Origin of the sequence: Micromonospora sp. WMMD712, assembly GCF_029581295.1 — a bacterium.
Taxonomy (GTDB): domain Bacteria; phylum Actinomycetota; class Actinomycetes; order Mycobacteriales; family Micromonosporaceae; genus Micromonospora; species Micromonospora carbonacea.
On sequence record NZ_CP120743.1, the window covers coordinates 2833482 to 2852648 of the forward strand.

At 74.0% G+C, this 19167-nt stretch carries 18 protein-coding genes and 1 pseudogene; 3 read left to right on the forward strand and 16 right to left on the reverse strand.

Annotation, left to right across the window (positions count from 1 at the left end; genetic code table 11):
- The first annotated feature begins 83 nt into the window (after nt 1–83).
- Nucleotides 84–986 carry a phytanoyl-CoA dioxygenase family protein gene (locus O7633_RS11885; RefSeq protein ID WP_228986774.1) on the forward strand — a complete coding sequence of 301 codons (903 nt, stop codon included), beginning with the start codon at nt 84–86 and terminating at the stop codon, nt 984–986.
- Between the two features lie 137 nt (nt 987–1123).
- On the opposite strand, the gene O7633_RS11890 is transcribed toward O7633_RS11885, so the two are convergent.
- From O7633_RS11890 to O7633_RS11925, 8 genes are all read right to left on the reverse strand, one after another.
- A complete protein-coding gene (locus tag O7633_RS11890; protein WP_282327865.1) occupies nt 1124–1768 on the reverse strand; it encodes an MOSC domain-containing protein in 645 nt (214 codons plus the stop codon).
- Between the two features lie 125 nt (nt 1769–1893).
- Complete coding sequence (locus O7633_RS11895) at nt 1894–2727, reverse strand: carbohydrate ABC transporter permease (RefSeq protein WP_282328536.1); 834 nt, start codon at nt 2725–2727, stop codon at nt 1894–1896.
- Between the two features lie 11 nt (nt 2728–2738).
- Nucleotides 2739–3725, reverse strand: coding sequence for a sugar ABC transporter permease (locus tag O7633_RS11900; RefSeq protein ID WP_282327866.1), 987 nt, complete (start codon nt 3723–3725; stop codon nt 2739–2741).
- Complete coding sequence (locus tag O7633_RS11905; protein ID WP_282327867.1) at nt 3722–5011, reverse strand: sugar ABC transporter substrate-binding protein; 1290 nt, start codon at nt 5009–5011, stop codon at nt 3722–3724. The genes O7633_RS11900 and O7633_RS11905 overlap by 4 nt, the downstream gene beginning before the upstream one ends.
- A 213-nt stretch (nt 5012–5224) precedes the next feature.
- A complete protein-coding gene (locus O7633_RS11910) occupies nt 5225–5506 on the reverse strand; it encodes a GlsB/YeaQ/YmgE family stress response membrane protein (RefSeq protein WP_282327868.1) in 282 nt (93 codons plus the stop codon).
- Nucleotides 5507–5714: 208 nt separating this feature from the next.
- Nucleotides 5715–6002, reverse strand: coding sequence for a GlsB/YeaQ/YmgE family stress response membrane protein (locus O7633_RS11915; RefSeq protein WP_043966762.1), 288 nt, complete (start codon nt 6000–6002; stop codon nt 5715–5717).
- 139 nt (nt 6003–6141) lie between these two features.
- Complete coding sequence (lepA, locus tag O7633_RS11920) at nt 6142–8019, reverse strand: translation elongation factor 4 (RefSeq protein ID WP_278128755.1); 1878 nt, start codon at nt 8017–8019, stop codon at nt 6142–6144.
- Nucleotides 8020–8129: 110 nt separating this feature from the next.
- Nucleotides 8130–8663, reverse strand: a complete 534-nt coding sequence (locus O7633_RS11925; protein ID WP_178066104.1) for a DUF4240 domain-containing protein — start codon at nt 8661–8663, stop codon at nt 8130–8132.
- 83 nt (nt 8664–8746) lie between these two features.
- Between O7633_RS11925 and O7633_RS11930 the strand changes: the two genes are divergently transcribed.
- Together O7633_RS11930 and rpsT are read left to right on the forward strand one after the other, a co-directional pair.
- Complete coding sequence (locus tag O7633_RS11930; protein ID WP_282327869.1) at nt 8747–9739, forward strand: phosphotransferase; 993 nt, start codon at nt 8747–8749, stop codon at nt 9737–9739.
- 269 nt (nt 9740–10008) lie between these two features.
- A complete protein-coding gene (gene rpsT / locus O7633_RS11935) occupies nt 10009–10275 on the forward strand; it encodes a 30S ribosomal protein S20 (protein WP_043966753.1) in 267 nt (88 codons plus the stop codon).
- Nucleotides 10276–10862: 587 nt separating this feature from the next.
- On the opposite strand, the pseudogene O7633_RS11940 reads toward rpsT, so the two are convergent.
- The 8 genes and pseudogenes from O7633_RS11940 to nadD form a co-directional block, all read right to left on the reverse strand.
- A pseudogene (locus O7633_RS11940) lies at nt 10863–11189 on the reverse strand (hypothetical protein); the annotation flags it as partial.
- Nucleotides 11186–12166, reverse strand: a complete 981-nt coding sequence (gene holA / locus O7633_RS11945; RefSeq protein WP_282327870.1) for a DNA polymerase III subunit delta — start codon at nt 12164–12166, stop codon at nt 11186–11188. The gene holA and the pseudogene O7633_RS11940, both read right to left, overlap by 4 nt.
- Before the next feature lie 123 nt (nt 12167–12289).
- Nucleotides 12290–14650 carry a ComEC/Rec2 family competence protein gene (locus tag O7633_RS11950; protein ID WP_282328537.1) on the reverse strand — a complete coding sequence of 787 codons (2361 nt, stop codon included), beginning with the start codon at nt 14648–14650 and terminating at the stop codon, nt 12290–12292.
- 128 nt (nt 14651–14778) lie between these two features.
- A complete protein-coding gene (locus O7633_RS11955) occupies nt 14779–15774 on the reverse strand; it encodes a ComEA family DNA-binding protein (RefSeq protein WP_282327871.1) in 996 nt (331 codons plus the stop codon).
- Nucleotides 15775–16224: 450 nt separating this feature from the next.
- Nucleotides 16225–17175 carry a DegV family protein gene (locus tag O7633_RS11960; protein WP_282327872.1) on the reverse strand — a complete coding sequence of 317 codons (951 nt, stop codon included), beginning with the start codon at nt 17173–17175 and terminating at the stop codon, nt 16225–16227.
- A 155-nt stretch (nt 17176–17330) separates the two neighbouring features.
- A complete protein-coding gene (locus O7633_RS11965) occupies nt 17331–17960 on the reverse strand; it encodes a histidine phosphatase family protein (RefSeq protein ID WP_282327873.1) in 630 nt (209 codons plus the stop codon).
- On the reverse strand, nt 17957–18367 hold the full coding sequence (gene rsfS, locus O7633_RS11970; RefSeq protein WP_178066109.1) for a ribosome silencing factor: 411 nt from the start codon (nt 18365–18367) through the stop codon (nt 17957–17959). The genes O7633_RS11965 and rsfS overlap by 4 nt, the downstream gene beginning before the upstream one ends.
- Nucleotides 18368–18477: 110 nt before the next feature.
- Nucleotides 18478–19074 (reverse strand): nicotinate-nucleotide adenylyltransferase, encoded by a 597-nt coding sequence (gene nadD / locus O7633_RS11975; protein WP_282327874.1) that lies wholly within the window; start codon nt 19072–19074, stop codon nt 18478–18480.
- Nucleotides 19075–19167 lie beyond the last annotated feature (93 nt).

Sequence of the window (19167 nt, forward strand, 5' to 3'; positions counted from 1 at the left end):
CTCCGCACCCCCCTGAAGGGGCGCAGTAGCATCGGCGTCCTGTGCCAGAAATGGTTTCACCTCATGGGGAGGGGTACTACGCGGTGTTCGATTACGACGGCCGGACCGGCTACGAACCGATCAGCGACACCGACCGCAAGGAGTTCCACGAGCAGGGCTTCCTCCTGCTGCGGAACGTGCTGACGGAGGACCACCGGGCCGCCCTGGAGGAGGCCGTCGACCGCGTGTACGCGGAGGAGAAGGCCAAGGGCAACACCACCAAGGACGGCACCCTGCACCTGCTGGGCTTCCTGGAGCGCGACGAGCTCTTCGGCCAGCTGCTGACCCACCCGATCGCCTTCCCGTACATGTGGGGCCTGGCCGGGTGGAACATCTACACCCACCACAACCACCTCGACGTCACCCCGCCGGCGCTGGAGCCGGAGAAGCCGTACTGGGGGTGGCACCAGGACGGCTACCGGCAGAACTCCGACCCGGAGACGATGGACCCGAACCTGCCCCGGCCGATGTTCTCGCTGAAGGTGGCGTACGTGCTCTCCGACCTGTCGGAGACCGGCCGCGGCGCGACCAAGGTGATCCCGGGCAGCCACCTGTGGAACTCGCTGCCCCGCCCGGCGGACCTGACGGTGCACAACCCGGACCCGGAGGGCACGGTGGAGATCACCGCGAACCCGGGCGACGCGTTCATCTTCGACCGCCGCCAGTGGCACTCCCGGTCGACGAACCTGTCGAACATCACCCGCAAGATGCTCTTCGTCGGCTACACCTACCGGTGGATCCGCCCGCTGGACGAGCTGCACATCGACACCGACGGCGAGTGGTGGGCCAACCGCACGCCGGTGCAGCGCCAGCTCTGCGGCGAGGGCACCCACACCGCCAACTACTGGGGCATCAACTGGAACGGGTACATCGACGACGAGATCCCGCTGCGCAAGGAGCTCAAGGAGCGCGGCCTGCTCGACCGCAGCATCCCCTGGCTCCGCTGACGGTGTAAGGAAGGGCCCCCTGTTAACGCATTCCGCATAGCAGGGGGCCCTTGTTAACGCCTGGGCACGGCGATCGGCGGCGGGGCGGGCGCGGCGAGCGGCGCTCGGGCGCGGCGCCCCTGGGGCCGCCGGGACCCTCAGGCGTCGGGCGTGGCGAGCCTGCGTTCGACCTTCCGCCGCAGCGACTCGGGCAGCTCGGGCACGTCGAGCAGCCGGGGCAGCAGCTCCGGTTCGAGCGTGGTCGCCCGGAACACCTCGCCGACGGTCACGCCGTGCTCCGGCCGCTCCACCACCTCCACCGGGTCGCCCGCGCCGACCTCGCCCTCCCGCAGCACCCGCAGGTACGCCCCGGGGGCGGCGCGCGCCGTGAACCGCCTGATCAGATCCGGCACGCCCCAGAACCCGGCGAACGTCCGGCACGGCGTGCGCGGCTTGGTCACCTCCAGCAGGGCCGACCCGACCTGCCACCGCTCGCCGACGACCGCGCCGGTCACGTCCACCGCGTACGTCGTCAGGTTCTCGCCGAAGGCCCCCGGCGGGATGTCGCGGCCCAGCTCGACCGCCCACCACGCGGCGTCCTCCTCGGCGTACGCGTAGACCGTCTGGTCGGGCCCGCCGTGGTGCGCCCGCTCGCCGATGAAGTCGCCGGCCACCCCGTCGACGCGCAGCAGCACCGGCCCGTCCGCAGGCCGCTTGTCGATGCCGCTGCGGCCGCTCGCGTCGCCCGCCCACTCCGCCTCGGTCGCCGCGCCGAGGTTCACCGTCACCAGCCTGCCCGTCATGGCGACAGCCTACGGCGGCATCGCGGCCCGCCGATCCCCGCCCGACGCGGCCCGTCCGCCCGACGGGGCGTGAGAAGGGGACCCTTCTCGACAGAATGCGTTAACAAGGGGCCCTTCCTTGCACCTCAGCCCTTGACGGCGCCCGCCACCAGGCCGGAGACAATCCGGCGTTGCACCAGCAGGAAGAAGACGATCACCGGCAGGGTGAACAGCGTCGAGGCGGCCATCACCGGCCCCCAGGCGGTGTCGTCGCGGCCGAAGAAGAACGTCATCGCCACCGGCAGGGTGTAGCGGTCCTGGTCGTTGACGAAGGTCAGCGCGAAGATCAGCTCGTTCCAGGCGGTGATGAAGGAGAAGATGCTGGTGGCCACCAGGCCCGGCGCGACCAGCGGGAACAGGACGCGGCGGAAGGTCTGGGCGCGGCTCGCGCCGTCGATCGCCGCGGCCTCCTCCAGTTCCTTGGGCACCGCGGCCACGAACCCGCGCAGCATCCAGACCGCGAACGGCAGCGAGAACCCGAGGTACGTCAGGACGAGGCTGGGCAGCGTGTTGTAGAGGCCGAGCCGCTGGATCATCAGGAACAGCGGGATGACCAGCGCCTCCAGCGGGATCATCTGCACCACCAGCAGCATGATCAGGAAGCTGGTGCGCAGCTTGAACCGGAACCGGGCCACCGCCGTCGCGGCGAGCAGCGCGACGAGGCCGCTGAGCACCACGGTCGACACCGCCACGAGCACGGAGTTGAGGAAGAAGTCCAGGAACGTCACGCCGGGGATGAGGTTGCCGGTGAGGATCTCCCGGTAGTGCTCCAGCGTCGGCGCGGTCGGCACCGGCCGGGGCGTGGCCGAGAAGATCTCCCGGTTGGGCTTGAGCGACGTCGCGACCATCCAGTAGACGGGGAACGCCGCGAAGAGCGCCACCAGCAGGCCCGCCCCGTTGAGGGCGATCCGCTTCACCACCGCGCCGCGCTTCACGCGTCCTCCTCCTGCTTGAGCACCATCCGCACGTAGAGGCCGGTCACCACCAGCAGGATCAGCGTGAGGATGACGGCGATCGCCGCGCCGAGGCCGTACTTGGGTGGCGGGGAGAACGCCTCGGCGTACGAGTAGATCGACAGCATGAACGTCGGCCGGTCCTGGGTGCCCCCGGCCAGCACGAACTGCTGGGTGAACACCTTGAAGTCCCAGATCGTGGAGAGCACCACCAGGATGCCGAAGACGGGCCGCAGCAGCGGGAAGGTGATCTTCCAGAAGACCTTCCACGGGCCGGCCCCGTCGACCCGGGCGGCCTCGTGCAGCTCGCTCGGCACGCTCTTGAGCCCCGCCAGCACGCTCACCGCGATGAACGGGAACGAGTGCCAGACCACCACGAGGGTGAGGATCGAGAAGAACATCAGCGGCGAGTTGAACCAGCCGTACCCGGTCCAGTCGGCGCGGCCGAACAGCGCGTTCGACAGCCCGTCGGGCAGGGCGTTGAACAGCCAGGTCACCAGGCCCGAGGTGTCGTCGAACAGCCACTTCCACACGATGGTGCCGGTCAGCGCCGGGGTGGCCCAGGCCAGCATCACGCAACTCCCGACGAAGGTGGCCATCCGCCGGCCGAGCCGGTTGAGCAGCAGCCCGACCAGCGTGCCGAGGACCATCGTGAGGGCGACGTTGGCCGCGGCGAAGAGCACCGTGTTGCGCAGCACGGTGCGGAAGAACGGGTCGCCGAGGATCTCGGCGTAGTTGCCGAGCCCGACCCACGGCCAGTCCCGGTCGCCGCGCAGTTGCCGGACGTTGTCGAGCCGGAAGAAGGACATCGTCACGACCTGGCCGAGCGGCCACAGCAGCAGGACGCCGATGATCGCCAGGCAGGGCAGGAGCAGCAGGTAGGGCAGGCGGTCGACCCGGCGACGCCGCCGCGCGGGGGTCTCCCGCGCGGCGGGCGTCTCCGGCGTCTGGGTCAGCGTGGTCACTTCGCGTTGAGGATGCTTTCCATCTCGGCGGCCGCGTCGGCGGTGGCCTGTTCGACCGTCTTCTGACCCTTGATGACCGAGCTGTTCATAGCCTGGGTCACCGTCTTGGTGCGGCTGACCTCGACCCACTTCGGGGTGAGCGGGGTCAGCCTGGTGTTCTGCAACGAGGTGGCGAACGCGGCCATGATCTTGTCGTTGGCGTACTCGCCGCCGCCGACGAGGTCGGAGTAGACCGGAAAGAAGCCGAGGCTGCTGGCGAACTCCTTGTCCTTCTGCTTGCTCAGCAGCGCGGTCAGGTAGTCCCAGGCGAGGTCCTGCTTCTTGCTGTCCTGCCACAGGGCGACGTCCGAGCCGCCGGCGAAGGCCGGGGCCGGCTTGCCGTCCGGGCCGGGGACGGGGAAGGTGCCCCAGACCTTCTCGATCTCGGGGTTGTCCTTCTTGATGGCGCCGGCCTGCCAGCTGCCGGCGAAGGCCATCGCCGCCTTGCCGGTGGCGAACTGGGTGCGGGCGTCGATCTCGTTCCACCCGGCGGCGGCGGGCGGGGCGACCTTGTGCACGGTGACGAGGTCGGTCCAGAACTTGACCGCCTGCTGGGCCTGCGGGCTGGTGTAGCCGGACTTCCAGGCGTCCCCCTGCCGGGTGGCGATCTCGCCGCCCGCGCCCCAGAGGAAGGAGTAGAAGGGCAGCTCCGAGTTGCCCGGCAGCGCGATGCCGTAGGTGCCCGGCTTCTTGGCCTGCACGGCCTTGGCGGCGGCGACCAGCTCGTCCCAGTTCGTCGGCGGCTTGACGCCGGCCTCGGCGAACCAGTCGGTGCGGTAGTAGAGGGCGCGGACGCCGGCGTACCACGGCACGCCGTACTGCTTGCCGTCGAGCTGGGCGTTGCGGACGAGGTCGGGCAGGATGTCCTTGCCCTCGGGCCAGGCGGCGAACTTGGCGGTGACGTCGGCGAGCGCCTCCTGGGCGGCCCAGCCCTGGGTCTCGGTGTTGCCGAGCTCGGTCACGTCGGGGCCTTCGCCGCCGGCGAGCGCCGCCTGGAACTTCTTGGGCGCCTCGAGCCAGGGGATGTACTGGACGACGACGTCGGTGTCGGGGTGCTTCTTCTGGAACTCGGCCTCGACGCCGTCGAGGAACGCCGTCTGCGCCTCGCTGCCCTCGCCCATCATCCAGACGGTCAGCTTGCCGCCGTCGGCGGCCTCGTCGTCGCCCGAGCCGCCGCAGCCGGCGAGCACCATCGCGGCCGACGCCACCACGGCGGTGACCGGGGCCAGCCGTTTCCACCTGTTCACGCCACATCTCCCTCGCGCCGTCCTGGCACTAACCTTCTCTGCCGCACCCTAGTAGGTAAAATTCCTTTACGACAGGGGGCGGGCGGGGGCGAGGCGACCGTACCGCAGGCCAGGCGGTCGAGGGCAGCCCAACAAGGGGGCAAAGCCGGGCGTACGCACGCGAACGGGCGTCCGACCCGGAGGCCGGACGCCCGTTCGTGCGCTGTGGGATGCTTACCGGTGGGTGACGCTGCGGCGACCGCCGACCCCGGCCACGACCGCGACCGCGATGGCGGCGACCACGACCTGCACGAGCAGCTCGGCCCAGTCGATGCCGGCGGTCTCGGTGGCGATGCCCACCGCCCGGGCGAGCACGGTGCCGAGCAGGGCCGCGCCCACGCCGATCAGCATGTGCAGCCAGATCGGCATGTTCTGCCGACCCGGGACGACCAGGCGGCCCAGCGCGCCCACGATCAGACCGACGATGAGCGCGGTGATGATTCCGACAACGGTCATGGTCGTTCTCCTCAGAAAGCTCAGAAAGGCTTGTTCACTGTCGCGACCATCAAGTTCCCGGGCCGCCGGAAATTCAAACCCGTCATCGCGGGATGTATTTGGCAAGGCGTCGTCGCGGCGCGCCTGCGCCGGCCGCAGGCACCGACCGGAATGCGGACGGGCGCCCGACCGGAATGGTCGGACGCCCGTCGGGCCAAGCGATGTGTCGTTACCGGTGGGTGACGCTGCGGCGGCGGCCCACCCCGGCGACCAGGGCCACGGCGATGGCGGCCAGGACGACCTGGACCAGCAGCTCGCCCCAGTCCACGCCGGCGGTCTCGGTGGCGATGCCCATCGCCCGGGCGAGCACGGTGCCGAGCAGGGCCGCGCCGATGCCGATCAGCATGTGCAGCCAGATCGGCATGTTCTGCCGACCCGGGACGACCAGGCGGCCCAGCGCGCCGACGATGAGACCAACGACGATGGCGGTGATGATGCCCCAAACGGTGAGCTCCACGGTCGTCCTCCTCCTCAGGAAGTGTCACAACGGTGTGTTGAAGCTGTCGTGACCGCTAAGTTCCCGGGGGCCCGAAATCCCAAACCCGGCCGGGGCGTCGCGCCCCGGCCGGGTCGGTGTCGCGCAGTGGCGACACCACTCACTTCTTGCCGGCGGCCTTGCCGTCGCCGGCGTCGGACGAGAGGGCGGCGATGAACGCCTCCTGGGGGACCTCGACCCGGCCCACCATCTTCATCCGCTTCTTGCCCTCCTTCTGCTTCTCCAGCAGCTTGCGCTTGCGGCTGATGTCGCCGCCGTAGCACTTGGCGAGCACGTCCTTGCGGATCGCCCGGATGGTCTCCCGGGCGATCACCCGGCTGCCGATAGCCGCCTGGATCGGCACCTCGAACTGCTGGCGCGGGATCAGGTTGCGCAGCTTCGCGGCGATGGTGACGCCGTAGTTGTACGCCTTGTCCTTGTGCACGATGGCGCTGAACGCGTCCACCGGCTCGCCGTGCAGCAGGATGTCCACCTTCACCAGGTCGGACGCCTGCTCGCCGGAGGGCTCGTAGTCCAGCGAGGCGTAGCCCTTGGTGCGGCTCTTGAGCTGGTCGAAGAAGTCGAAGATGATCTCGGCCAGGGGCAGGGTGTAGCGCAGCTCGACGCGGTCGGTCGAAAGGTAGTCCATGCCGAGCAGGCTGCCCCGGCGGCCCTGGCACAGCTCCATGACCGCGCCGACGTAGTCGTTCGGGGTCAGGACCGTGGCCCGCACCACCGGCTCGTACACCTCGGCGATCCTGCCGGTGGGGTACTCGCTCGGGTTGGTCACCACCAGCTCCTGGCCGTCCTCGGTGATGGCCCGGTAGACCACGTTCGGGGCGGTGGAGATCAGGTCGAGGTTGTACTCCCGCTCCAGCCGCTCCCGGATGATCTCCAGATGCAGCAGGCCGAGGAAGCCGCAGCGGAAGCCGAACCCGAGCGCGCCCGAGGTCTCCGGCTCGTAGTCCAGCGCGGCGTCGTTGAGCTTGAGCTTGTCCAGCGCCTCGCGCAGGTTGGGGTAGTCGGACCCGTCGATCGGGTAGAGGCCGGAGTAGACCATCGGCTTCGGGTCCTTGTAGCCGCCGAGGGCCTGGGTCGCGGGCCTGCCGTTGATGGTGACGGTGTCACCGACCCGGGACTGGCGGACGTCCTTCACGCCGGTGATCAGGTAACCCACCTCGCCGACGCCGAGCGCGTCGGCCTTCACCATCTCCGGGGAGATGACGCCGATCTCCAGCAGCTCGTGGACCGCGCCGGTCGACATCATCTTGATCCGGTCCCGGGCGCTGATCCGACCGTCGATCACCCGGACGTAGGTGACCACGCCCCGGTAGACGTCGTACACCGAGTCGAAGATCATCGCGCGGGCGGGCGCGGCGGCGTCGCCGACCGGCGGGACGAACTGCCGGACGATCTCGTCGAGCAGGTACGGCACCCCGTCGCCGGTCTTGCCGGAGACCCGGATGCAGTCCGCCGGGTCGCCGCCGATCAGGTGGGCCAGCTCCTCGGCGTACTTCTCGGGCTGGGCGGCCGGCAGGTCGATCTTGTTGAGCACCGGAATGATCTTCAGATCGTTCTCGAGCGCCAGGTAGAGGTTCGCCAGGGTCTGCGCCTCGATGCCCTGCGCGGCGTCCACCAGCAGCAGCGCGCCCTCGCAGGCGGCCAGGGACCGGGACACCTCGTACGTGAAGTCGACGTGCCCCGGGGTGTCGATCATGTTGAGGACGGCCTGCTCGCCGGCCCGGTCGCCCTCCCGGATCGTCCACGGCATCCGCACGGCCTGGCTCTTGATGGTGATGCCGCGCTCGCGCTCGATGTCCATCCGGTCCAGGTACTGCGCGCGCATCTGCCGGGGGTCGACCACACCGGTGAGCTGCAACATCCGGTCGGCCAGGGTCGACTTCCCATGGTCGATGTGGGCGATGATGCAGAAGTTCCGGATGCGCGCCGGGTCGGTGGCACCAGGAGCGTTCGCGCCGGAATCGAGCGTCGGTGGCACAGCGGTCCGTTCTGGTCGGCTGACGTGAGCGGGCCGGCGCGGACGCCAGCCCGCTCTATGCTCCCACGTCGCCCCGGGGGCGGTCGGATCACTCCTCCCGACGCCCTGGCTCACTCCGCCGGGGCCTCCACGAACAGGGCGGCGAGCTTCGGCAACTGGCGGCGGGCCTCGTCCTCGTCGTCGAAGTCCCAGAACTCGCCCAACTCCGGGTAGGGGACGTCCTCCACCGGCGGCAGCTCTGCGGCGGTCGCCTTCCGGTACGCCTCCTCCGCGACCGTCAGCATCGCCTCCGCCTCGAACTCCTCCCCGGTGAGCGCCGCCTGACGGATCTTCGGCAGCTCGGCCAGCGAGTCCGGGTCGGCCACGGCACGGGCGAAGACCTGCCGGCCCTGGGTCATCAGCCAACCCCGGAAGTACTCGAACCCGTCGTCGGACGCGCCGCCGTTGATCAGGTAGGCCGCGCCCCAGAGCTCGGCCCGGTAGGAGGCCGCCATCACCCGGCGCTGGTGCCGCGCGTACCCGATGATGTCGGCGGCGTCGCGCTCGGCCAGCAGCGCGACCGCCCGGGCGGCGACCGCGCCGGCCGCGCCGCCCCCGCCGGCCCGGGCCTGGTCGATCAACTGCCAGAAGTCGTCGGTCCTCATGGTCAGGCAGTCTGGCAGAGCCGTCCGACGCCGGCGGGCGACACGGTACGGCGGGAGTGGGCGGGGTGGGGCAGCATGGGCTGGTGACCCCGAGCGCGCTCCCCCCGGTGTCGTACGACGCGACCGCCCAGCGGCCCTCCTGGGCCGACCTGCCGGCGGGGCTGCGGGCGGCGGTGACCGCCCGGCTGGGCGCGCCCGTGTCGGAGGTGAAGGTGGCCGGCGCCGGGTTCACCCGGGGCTTCGCCGCCGTGGTGGCGGGGGCCGACGGCCGGCGCGTGTTCGTCAAGGCGGCGTCGCTCACCGAGCAGCGTCACCTCGTCGACTGGTACGCCCGGGAGGCCGCCGTGCTCGACCGGCTCCCCGCCGGCCTGCCGGTCCCCCGCCCGCGCTGGACGGTCGCGGCGGCCGGCTGGTACGCCCTCGGCCTGGACGCCATCGACGGGCGGACGCCCACGTTGCCCTGGGCGCGCGCCGACCTCGACGCCGCCCTGGCCGGCTACGCCGAGGTGGCGGCGGCCCTGGCCGACCCGCCGCCCGGCCTGGTCGCGCTCGGCCTGCCCCGGCTGGCCGACCTGGCCCGGGAGGACATCCTCTGGTGGGGCGAGGTGGCCGCCGGCCGGGAGCCGGCCCCGGACCTGCCGCCCGGGGCGCGGCGGCGGCTGCCCGACCTGGTCGCGCTGGAGTCCCACCTCCCCGACTACGCCGCCCGCGGCGGCCTCGCCCACGGCGACCTGCGCCTGGACAACGTCCTCGTCGACCCGGCCGGGCGGGCCTGGTTCTGCGACTGGAACTGGCTCTGCCACGGGCCGGCCTGGTTCGACCTGGTCAGCCTGCTGATCACCGCCCACGCCGGCGGCCTCGACGCCGACGCGCGCTTCGCGGGGCACCCGGCGACGGCCGGGGCGCCCGCGGACGCCCTCGACGTCACCCTCGCCGCGCTCTCGGGATACCTGCTCACCTCGGCGGCCGCCGGACCGACCGACGCGTCCCCGCACCTGCGGGCCCACCAGCGCTGGAGCGGCGAGCAGGCCCTCGGCTGGCTCGCCGCCCGCCAGGGCTGGGACCTCGCCACCTGACGGGGCCCGGACCTCCCCGCCTGACCACCTGCGACGCCCCACCGGACGGGGTGGGGATCTCGCCACCCGGCGACGTGCGACGCCGGCCACCGGGCCGGGACGGCGCCGCCCGGCCCCGACCGGCCCGCGGCACCCTGTCCGGCGGGGCGCGACGGGGCCGTTTTGGCTCGTCCCGACGGACCTGGTAACCTGGCTCTTCGCGCAGCGATGACGCATGCTCGTCGCGCGCACAAGCAGACCAACCCGAGCTATCAAGACGAGGCTGTCGCGTGGCGAACATCAAGTCCCAGATCAAGCGCAACCGGCAGAACGAGAAGCGCCGGCTGCGTAACAAGTCGGTCAAGTCGTCGCTGAAGACCGCCATCCGGAAGTTCCACGAGGCCGCTGAGGCTGGCGACGCCGAGAAGGCTGCCGTTCTCATGCGGGATGCCTCGCGCAAGCTGGACAAGGCGGTCAGCAAGGGCGTGATCCACTCCAACCAGGCGGCCAACCGCAAGTCGGCGATCGCCAAGCGCGTGGTCTCGCTCTCCGCCTGACGCGGCGAACACGGACCTGAGCCGGAAGCCCCGGGATCACCGGGGCTTCCGGCTTTCCGCGTGCCGGCCCTCCGGACGCGCGGGGCCCTCCGGACGCGCGGGGCCTTCCCGACGGCGCCGGCACTGCCATGTCGGCGACATGGGGCCTTCCGGCGGCGCTGATACCACCATGTCGGCGACATGGAGTCGATCACCTCAGTCCGCCACCGGCCCAGCGCGGGATCGTGCGTCCAGCGGATCGCCCGTCCTGGAGGATCGCGCATCTCCGGAGGATCCCGCTTCCCGGACCGGGAGTCGGATCACCGGTCGGGTCGGGTCTCCTCCACCCAGGGTGCCGGCCCGAACCCGGCGAACTCGGAGCCGGCGAACCGGGAGTCGGTGCCCACGCCCGGAGTCACGGGCGGTCCGCCGGACCGCATGCCGCTGATGGCGACCCGGCCCCGGGCGCCTGCCGCGCCGGCCGCACCAGCGTGGCCGCCGGCACCGGGCACGGTCACACCGACGTTCCGGGCCGACGCAGCGGGGTCGCCGAAAGAGGCACCCGGGCTGCCGAACGGCGCTGCCGCCGCGCTCCGCACCGTGGCGCGGCCGACGACAGGTGCCAGCTGCCGGCGGAAGCGGTCCCGCTCCTGCTCGGGCACCAGGGCGGCCGTCCGGACCACCAACTCGGCGACCATGTCGTTGAGCTTGACCATCACGGCCACGGCGGCGGGCAGGACCAGCACCGCCCACCAGGTCACCAGCTCGGCCAGGGCGAGCAGGGCGGCCAGCGAGACGGCCCCCTCGAAGAAGAGGAAGCAGAGCACCCCGCCGGGGTTGACGAACCGGAGGCCCAGGGCCCGGGCGTAGAGGGGACGGTAGCGCTCCTCCTCGGTGGGCACTGTCGCCCACGACGCCCGGACCGGCCGGGTCACCGGGCGCCGCCCTGCCGGGCCGCCGCGACCGAGAAGACCGCCCGCTCCAGGGCGTACGCCCGGTCGTCCGAGCCGCCCTTGACCGCCGCGTTGCACTCGGCGGCCGCCTGCATCGCCCGCACCAGCCCCTCCGGGGTCCAGCCCCGGGCCCGCTGCTGGGCGCTCCTGACCTTCCACGCCGGCATGCCGAGGCTGCTCGCCAGCTGGTACGGGTCACCCCGCCCCGCCGCCGCGACCCGGGCGACGGTGCGCACGCCGTCGGCGAGCGCGTCGGCGATCGGGACCGGGTCCACGCCGACATGCAACGCCCAGCGCAGCGCCTCCAGCGCCGCCGGCACGTCGCCGACCATGGTGGCGTCGGCGACGGTGAAGCCGCTCACCTCCACCCGCCCCTTGTAGTAGCGGGCCACGGTGTCCGCGCCGATCCGGCCGTCGGTGTCGGCGACCAGTTGGGAGCACGCGGCGGCCAGCTCGCGCAGGTCGGTGCCGACCGCCGCGATGAGCGCCTCCGCCGCGTCGTCGGTGCATTTGCCGCCGGCCCGGCGGACCTCGTCGCGGACGAAGGCCACCCGCTCGCGGTGCCCCTTGAGCTTCGCCGCCGGCACCACGGTCGCGCCGGCCGCCCGCAGCCCGTCCGCGAACGCCTTGCCCTTGGCCGCCCCGAGGTGCAGCACCACGAGGTGGACCTCGGGGTCGGGGTTCTTCGCGTACGCCAGCAGGGCGGCGACCAGGTCCTTGCGGGCGTCCTGACCGGAGCGCAGGACCAGCACCCGCCGGCCGCCGAACAGCGACGGGCTGAGCATCTCGGCGATCTCGCCGACGGCCAGTGTGCCGGCCTGGTATTCCCGGACGTCCACGCCCGCGTCGACGGCGCGGACCCGGGTCACCGCTTCGGTCACCGCGCGCGTGGCGAGCAGCTCCTCGTCGCCGAGGACCAGCAGAATGGGGGCAAGGTCGGGCGCGGTCACGCCGCCCATGTTCGCACGTCCGCTCCGCCGCGCGTGCCTGCTCGTCGAGCCCCGTGACGGCAGACCCCGCACTCAACGCAAATCTAGACATTCAACTCTCTCCACCATCAATGCCGCCAATGCCCAGGGTCCTCACGGGCGGCTCCCGGCCGGCACGCCCCTGACCACCACGGCCATCCGGTCGCCGCCGCCGCGCACCACCGCCACGTCCCCGTCGGTGTCCGTGCGCAGCACCCGGGCTCCGCCCCGCGCCAGCCGGGCGAGCACGGCGGCGTTCGGGTGCCCGTACGAGTTGCCGGCCCCGACCGGCACCAGCGCCACGCTCGGCCGGACGGCGTCCAGGAACGCCGGATCCTGGTAGGCCGACCCGTGATGGGCGACCTTCAGCACGTCGGCCCGGAGGCCACCGGCCGCCGTGTGGTCCAGCAGCGCCCGCTGCTCCTCCGTCTCGGCGTCCCCGGCGAGCAGGATCCGCACTCCGGCGACCGTGGCGCGCAGCACCAGCGAGTTGTTGTTCGGGTCCGACCGGGTGCCCCGCAGCGGATACGGCGGCCCGAGCACGACCAGTTCCGCCCCGCCGCCCCGGTACGCCCACCCGGCCCCCGCCGGGGCCACCGCCGCCCCGCCCGCCGCTGCGACGGCCCGCACCAGGTCCCGCCCGGCGGCGGGCTCGGGCCACTGCGGGGTGCGTACCGCCGCGACCCGGCGGCCCCGGAACACCCCGGCGACCCCACCGGTGTGGTCGGCGTGGAAGTGGCTGAACAGCAGCAGCGGCACCTCCCGTACGCCCAGCCGCCGCAGGCAGCCGTCCACCGCCGCCGGGTCGGGACCGGCGTCGACCACCACCGCCCGGCCGACCGCCACCGGCAGCACCAGCGCGTCGCCCTGGCCCACCGCGCACGCCGCCGCCACCCAGCCCTCGGGCGGCCAGCCGCCGGCGACGAGGCGGACCGGCAGGGTGCCGGCGACCACCGCGACGGCGACCACCGCCACCAGCCGGCGCACCACCGGCCGCCGGGTGGCGACCAGCAGCGCCACGGTCAGCCCGGCCAGCAGCAGCGCGCCCGGCGCGCCGTCCGGCCAGGGCAGCGTGCCGGCCGGCAGCCGGGCACCGTACCGGGCGACGGTGACCAGCCACCAGGCCGGCCAACTCGCCAACCAGGCCGCCAACCCCGCGCCGGAGGGCCAGACCGGGGAGAGCACCGCCGCCGCCACGCCGAGCACCGTGGCGGGCGCGATCGCCGGGACGGCCAGCAGGTTCGCCGGGACCGCCACCAGGCTCACCGTGCCGGAGATCCCGGCGACCACCGGGCCGCAGGCGAGCTGCGCGGCGGCCGGCACGGCCAGCGCCTCGGCGAACCCGGGTGGCACGCCCCGCCGGCGCAGCCCGTCGCGCCAGCCCGGGGCGAGCAGCAGCAGCCCGGCCGTGGCCAGCACGGACAGGGCGAACCCCGGGTCGCCGGCCAGGTCCGGGTCGAACAGCACCAGCGCGGCCACCGCCGCGGCGAGCGCCGGCAGGGCGGCCCGGGGCCGGCCGGCGGCGAGCGCCGCCAACCCGATCGCGCCCATGGTCGCGGCGCGCACCACGCTCGGCGAGGGGCGGACCAGGATGACGAACCCGACCAGGGCCAGCACACACAGCCCGGCGGCCACCCGGGGGCCGGCCCTGGACCACCGGGCCAGCAGCAGCACCGCGCCGACGACGATCGCCACGTTGGAGCCCGAGACGGCGTTCAGGTGGGTCATCCCGGTCGTGCGGAAGTCCTCCTCCACGGCCGGCAGCAGTCGGCTGGTGTCGCCCACCACGAGGCCGGGCAGCAGCCCGCCCTGCTCGTCGGGCAGCGGCTCGCAGACGCGTTGCAGGCCGGCCCGGAGGGTGCCGGCGGCCCGCTGCGCCCACGGGGGCGGCCCGTGCGGCGTCGGCGGGCCGCGCACCGTGAGCACCGCAGCGGTCAGGTCGCCGCCGCGCGGCGCGCCGAGCCGCCCCTCGGCGCTGAGCCGCTGCCCGGGGAGCACCGCCCGCCAGGCCGGGTCGGTGGCGAGCAGCAGGACCCGCAGCGGCGCGCCGACCCGGACGCCGTCGGGGCCGGTCAGGGCGACCAGCTCGGCCCGGACCAGCAGGGTGGCGGGCCGGCCGGCGACGCCCCGGACCGGACGGGGGTCGGCCCGGACGATCAGGTCGACGCCGACCGTGGCCCGGTCGTCGACGAGCGCGCGGACGGCGGGGGCGTCCCGCACGCCGAGCCTGGCGGCCGTCGCCGTCGCCCCGCACACCACGCCGAGCAGCACGGCCACGGCGATCCATCCGTGCCGCCGGACGGGGCCCGCCGGGCGTCCCCACCGACCGAGCAGGTGCGCCGCGACGAGCGCGGCCAGCCCGGCCGCCCCGGCGGCGAGCAGCGCCGCCGCGCGGGCGCTCAGGTGCAGGCTCACCAGCGCGGCCAGCCAGGCGGCCACGGCCAGCCCGGCCAGCCGCAGGTCGGGCCCGTCCACGGCGCCGGCGGCCCGCTCGGCCGGCGCATCGCCCGCCGTGCCGACCCCGGCCGGGGCACCGGGGGCGGTGACGACCGCGCCGCCGTGGCCCGGCGACGCGCCCGCCGCCGGCGGCCCCGCGCTTGCGCTCACACCGTCACCAGTTCCTTGAGCTGCTCGTACCGGGAATCGCCGATGCCCTCCACCTGGCGCAGGTCGCCCACCGAACGGAACCCGCCGGTGCGGTCGCGGTGGTCGAGGATGCGCTGGGCCAGCACCGGCCCCACCCCGGGCAGCGTGTCGAGCTGGGCGAGGGTGGCCGTGTTCAGGTTGACCAGCCCGGCGGGAGCCGCCGGACCCCCGCCGGCCGGCTGCCCGGGGGCGGCCGGGGCGGCACCGGGCTGGCCCGGCGGGGCGGTGACGCCGACCAGGATCAGCTCGCCGTCGGCGACCTTGCGGGCCGGGTTGAGCAACGCCACGTCGACACCGGGCAACGCGCCGCCGGCCGCCTGCACGGCGTCGCCGACCCGCGCGCCCGCCGGCACCCGGACCAGCCCGGGGCGGCGCACCTTTCCGGCTACCGCCACCACCAGCTCGCCGCCCGGCGTCGGGGCGGCGGCCGGCGCTCCCGCCTCCGGCGCCGCGTCGAAGCCGGCGGCGGCGGACGGCCCGGCCCGGACCGGTTCGGCCTGCGGGCGGGAGCGCCACGCCCAGAAGCCGGCACCGAGCACCACCGCGACGGCGACCGCCGCCAACGCCCGCACGCCCCGCCGGCCGGGGTCGAACGCGCCGGGCCCCGGCAGCCGCGACGACCACCCGGACGCCGGCTCGCCGTCGGGGCCGAATGTCGACCCACCGGTACGCCCCGGATCGTCGCCCCCGAGCGGACCGTCGCGCCCCAGACCCTCGCCCCCGGGCAGGCCGACGCGCCCCAGACCGTCATCTCCGAGCGCGCCAGCCCGGCCCAGGCCACCGCCCCCGAGCGAGCCCGGGACGGGAGACGACGCGCGGGCGACCCGTCGGCCCGAGCCGGGATGCCGCTCCCCCGGCCAGGGCACCGGCCGCTCGGCCAGCCGCTCGCCGGCGAGCGGCCACCGGTCCTCCGGCGGCACCACGAGGGCCCGCCCGACAGCAGGCCCGCCCATCGGCCCCGGCGGCGGCCCGGCCGCCTCGGGCCACCCGGTTGTCGGTGGCGCGACCGGTTCGGCCGGCGCTGCCGGCACAGCTGGGCGTACCGGGGGCGTGGTCGCCGGCGGTCCACCCGCCAACCATCGCAGCCGCCGCCGTACGACCGTCTCCTCGTCGTCTGACACGGCGCGAGGTTAGGCCGGCGACAGGTCCCTCCGGGGCCCACCGGCCGCCACCTGTGGACAACGAAAGCCTCTGTGGACAATCACCTGATCATGCCCACCATGTGCTATATGCCCGCCCCACCCCGCCCGGTGGTCAAGAGGTCTGCGTCATCGCAGAGATCAACTCTGCCGCCTTCTCTTGATCGACGGGCCAGGGGCGTGCCCGTGGGGAGCGGTGTCGGCGTTGGCTGCTGCCAGGTCTGGTGATGTCGTGTTCGACTCAGCTCCCTACGCAGCAGGATGTCAGCGGACCTCCGGCTCATCGACCGAAGCCAGGCCGGCCGAAGCCGCACCGGGCGGGTCCACGCCGGCCCTGCCCGCGCCGGAACCCGCCTCGGCCGGGCCGGGGCGGCGGTGCACGACGACGCAGGCCAGGCCCGGGCCGGCGTGCGCGGCGACCACCGCGCCGGCCTCGGTGACGTACGTCGAGCGCACCCGGCCGCCGAGCCGCTCGGTGAGCGCCGCGAGGAGGTGCCCGGCGCGTTGCGGGGCGGCGAGGTGGTGCACGGCGAGGTCGACGTCGGCGTCGCCGGCCGCCTCGACGGCAAGGTCGACCAGGCGGGCCACGCCCCGGCTGGCGGTGCGCACCTTGTCCCGGAGCACGATCGCCCCGTCCGGCATGTGCATGATCGGCTTGACCGACAGGGCGGTGCCGAGCAGCGCCTCGGCGGCCCCGATCCGGCCACCCCGGCGCAGGAACTCCAGCGTGTCGACGTAGAAGTAGATCGTGGTGCGGTCGATCGCGTCGGCCGCCGCGCGGCGTACCCCCGGAAGGTCGGCGCCGTCGGCGGCGGCCATGGCGGCAGCGAGCGCGGGGAAGCCGAGGCCCATGCCGGTGGAGCGGCTGTCGACGACCGCGACCCGGTCGCCGCCGACCTGCGCGGCGGCCAGCCGGGCGGCCTCGACGGTGCCGGACAGCTCGGCCGACAGGTGCACCGAGACCACCGCGTCCGCGCCGGCGTCGAGCAGCTCACGGTACGTCCGCGCGAACTGCTCCGGTGCCGGCCGGGAGGTGCTGACGGTGACCCGCCGGCCGCCGAGCGCCCGGGTGGCGTCGCCGGGGAACATCTCGACGCCCTCCAGCCCCTCCGCGCCGTTGAGCACCACGGTCAGCGGCACGACGGTGAGTCGGTGTCGGCGCACCAGCTCGGGCGGGAGGTAGGCGGTGGAGTCGGTGACGACCGCGACGGGCATTCCGGCACCGTAGCCGATCCGGGCCCGGACCGCCGTGGCCGCCCGACCCGGCCGCCCCGGAAAGGCCACCCGGAGGCGGTGGCCCGCGACCGGCCGCCCGGGGACCCTGGCCTGGAAGGACACGGCCCGGGAAGCCGTGAACCGGGGGCGTCGGGTCAGACCGCCTCGGCCGCCGCCGTGGTGGTCAGCACGCCGACGTTGTGCGCCCGCAGGTGCCAGCCGCGCGTGCCGCTGTCGCGCAGCTCGGTCCAGTGGCAGTTGCGCAGCGAGCCGATGGCCCGCAGCACCGCGTGGTCCCAGCCGAGCAGGTGCCCACAGCCCTGCCGGGCCGCGCCGCCGTGGGTGGCGATCACGATCGTCGCGCCGGGCCCGGCGTCGGCCGCCTCCTGGAGGGCGGCGCCGACCCGCTTGCCGAGGTCGTCGAGGCTCTCGATGTCGGCGCCCGGGTCGGGGTCGCCGGCCCGCCACCGGGCGTGCTCGTCGGGGTAGAGCCGCGCCGCCTCGGCGAGCTCCAGCCCCTGCCACCGCCCGAAGTGCCGCTCGCGCAGCCGGGCGTCGGGGCGCACCGGCAGGCCGGTGAGCGCGGCGAGGGCGGCGGCCGTGTCGGCGGCGCGGCGCAGGTCGCTGGCCACGATCGCGTCGGGGCGCAGCGCCGCGAGCAGCGGCGCGGCGGCGGCGGCCTGCTCGCGGCCGAGGTCGTTGAGGGGTACGTCGGTCTGGCCCTGCACCCGGCTCGCGGCGTTCCAGTCGGTGTTGCCGTGCCGCCAGACGATCAGTCGGGTCATTCGGCCGGTGCGGTGCCGGCGGCGGCCTCGGCCTCGACCAGGTCCCGGTCGACGAACGGGATCTGCGGGCAGTCCTTCCAGAGCCGGTCGAGGGCGTAGAACTCGCGCTCCTCGGTGTGCTGGACGTGCACCACCATGTCGACGTAGTCGAGCAGCACCCAGCGGCCGCCCCGCTCGCCCTCGCGCCGGACCGGCTTGGCCTTCTCCGGCAGCTCCAGCAGCCGCTCCTCGATGGCGTCGACGATGGCCAGCACCTGACGCTCGTTGGGGGCGGCGGCGAGCAGGAACGCGTCGGTGATGGCGAGCTGGTCACCCACGTCGATGATGACGATGTCCTGCGCCTTCTTGTCGGCCGCGGCCTGGGCGGCGGCCATCGCCAGCTCGTGAGCGCGTTCGGAAACTGTCACCGTTCTCCTTCGATCAACCGTGCGACCCTCCAAGCGTCTCACACCCGCTGACGTGACGACCTGTCGGTTCTGGCCGGTTTCGGGGACGAACGACCGCATATCCGGCGCGGTCACCGCTGATAGAGCCGCCGTTTCGCGATGTACTGCACCACACCGTCGGGCACCAGATACCAGACCGGTTCGCCCCGGGCCACCCGGGCGCGGCAGTCCGTCGACGAGATGGCCATCGCAGGCACCTGCACCAGGCTCACCGTGTCGGCGGGCACGTGCTCGTCGGTCAGCTCGAAGCCGGGGCGGGTGACCCCGATGAAGTGGGCCAGCGCGAAGATCTCGTCGAGGTCCTTCCAGGACAGGATCCGCTCCAGCGCGTCCGCCCCGGTGATGAAGTAGAGCTGCACCTCGGGCCCGTGCTCGGCGTGCAGGTCGCGCAGCGTGTCGACGGTGTACGTCGGCCCGCCCCGGTCGATGTCGACCCGGCTGACCTGGAACCGGGGGTTGGACGCGGTGGCGATCACCGTCATCAGGTAGCGGTCCTCGGCCGGGGTGACCGGCTGGTCCGCCTTCTGCCACGGCTGCCCGGTCGGCACGAAGACGACCTCGTCCAGCCCGAACCGGTCGGCCACCTCGCTGGCCGCGACCAGGTGACCGTGGTGGATCGGGTCGAACGTGCCGCCCATGATCCCGACCCGCCGGATGTCTTCCCGCACCCGCCGATCGTATGCGGGCCGCGCGCGGCGGTGCCTCCGGCCCGGGGCGCGGCCCCTCCCCCGGCCCCGGTCACGGGACGCGACCAGGGCCGG

Excerpts from the sequence above, each read along its gene's own strand:
- O7633_RS11890 (WP_282327865.1), bottom strand. The coding sequence starts at position 1,768 with ATGACGGGCAGGCTGGTGACGGTGAACCTCGGCGCGGCGACCGAGGCG.
- O7633_RS11910 (WP_282327868.1), bottom strand. The coding sequence starts at position 5,506 with ATGACCGTTGTCGGAATCATCACCGCGCTCATCGTCGGTCTGATCGTG.
- O7633_RS11925 (WP_178066104.1), bottom strand. The coding sequence starts at position 8,663 with ATGAGGACCGACGACTTCTGGCAGTTGATCGACCAGGCCCGGGCCGGC.
- holA (WP_282327870.1), bottom strand. The coding sequence starts at position 12,166 with ATGGGCGGCGTGACCGCGCCCGACCTTGCCCCCATTCTGCTGGTCCTC.
- O7633_RS11955 (WP_282327871.1), bottom strand. The coding sequence starts at position 15,774 with ATGGGCGGGCCTGCTGTCGGGCGGGCCCTCGTGGTGCCGCCGGAGGAC.
- O7633_RS11960 (WP_282327872.1), bottom strand. The coding sequence starts at position 17,175 with ATGCCCGTCGCGGTCGTCACCGACTCCACCGCCTACCTCCCGCCCGAG.
- O7633_RS11965 (WP_282327873.1), bottom strand. The coding sequence starts at position 17,960 with ATGACCCGACTGATCGTCTGGCGGCACGGCAACACCGACTGGAACGCC.